Genomic DNA, 1,162 nt, shown 5'->3' with positions numbered 1-1,162 from the left:
ACCATACATCGTTCAGACGCTCAGAAAACATTAATTATTCAAAATACGAATTTTTTTGGTTTCGCCTTTGCATTCGCGTAGGACGCCACTCGCGAAAGAAGCGTTCCTGCCGACAGCCGCCTCGGCATTTTGATAATCTCGCAATTTGAGCTGGTGCTGGGGAGATCGCGCCGAGAAAAAGAGGAAGCCACCTTGCCGAAGTTGGATGACGCGTTCAGTTGCCGGACCTGCGGTGGTACGTCTTTACTCAAGGCGACTGACAAGGTGGCCAGATGATGGGCCACCTTCCACGTCCCTGAAGATTGTCCGCCCCATTTCCGCCGCGAGATGGGTCACACGCTGCTATTGGTGGCGGGTCGAACCAGCGTTGCAGTCTCGTTGCACACTACCTTCAAGAGCATCTCGCATGGCCCAGCAATAGAATGGCGTGATCTCGCGGCCTTCTACGGCACCACACAGTTTCCAAGAGCTGCTTGGCTGTCCCAGGTGGCGGCGACGCTTACTATTGAGCTGGTCAAACTGCAGCAGTGATGGATGCGTGCAGTCCTTTTGGCATTTTAAGCGGCCGCCATTTCACCAGCGCCCTCTGCAGGCAGCCCTTCATATAGTCGTCCACGGGGACGGCGCGACGTCTGACCGTGTCGACATGAATCATCATATGTTCGCCGGTGGCGAGCACGATATCGCGGGCCTCGTTKATCACGTACTGATAAATGTGCAGCCTAAGGTCATCGACGCCGATGGTTTCGGTGAAGATGCGGATCGGCGTTCCGAGCCGGCACTCTTTTAGATTTCGAAGGTGACCTTCCACAGAAAAGAAGCTGAAGCCTCTCAGGCGATACTCTTCGCTGAAGCCCATCGCACGGAGAAAATTCTCGCCGGCGTCAGCGAGAAGCTTGTAGTATTGCMATTCGGTCATGTGACCGTTGTAGTCTATCCACCCTTCATCCACGACGGTCTCGAGGGTCAGGAGTGCGTTTCCTGGGGTCGGTCGTCGATGGCCGTTGTCTCGAACGTCAGGTCTGTCATCTCAATCGATCCCMATCAGGTCGTCGCCCACCTCKATAAATCCGTTTCTCGCGACATTGATTTTTGTCACGACGCCGTCTTCCTCTGCGAGAATTGATTGTTCCATCTTCATGGATTCCATGATGGCCACAAC

General features: G+C 54.3%; 2 protein-coding genes. Both read right to left on the bottom strand.

Going from position 1 to position 1,162, the window contains the following annotated elements; translation table 11 throughout:
* Nucleotides 1-514: 514 nt before the first annotated feature.
* A complete protein-coding gene (locus tag QD357_RS32395; protein ID WP_414126092.1) occupies nucleotides 515-952 on the bottom strand; it encodes a thioesterase family protein in 438 nt (145 codons plus the stop codon).
* A gap of 78 nt (nucleotides 953-1,030) precedes the next feature.
* Nucleotides 1,031-1,150 carry a biotin/lipoyl-containing protein gene (locus QD357_RS32390; RefSeq protein WP_414126094.1) on the bottom strand — a complete coding sequence of 40 codons (120 nt, stop codon included), beginning with the start codon at nucleotides 1,148-1,150 and terminating at the stop codon, nucleotides 1,031-1,033.
* Nucleotides 1,151-1,162: the final 12 nt, after the last annotated feature.

The sequence above is a fragment of the Rhizobium sp. BR 317 genome (genome assembly GCF_047445835.1).
GTDB classification, from domain to species: domain Bacteria; phylum Pseudomonadota; class Alphaproteobacteria; order Rhizobiales; family Rhizobiaceae; genus Rhizobium; species Rhizobium paranaense.
Note: the sequence above shows the minus strand (reverse complement) of the source record. Positions and strands in the feature narration are given on the sequence as shown.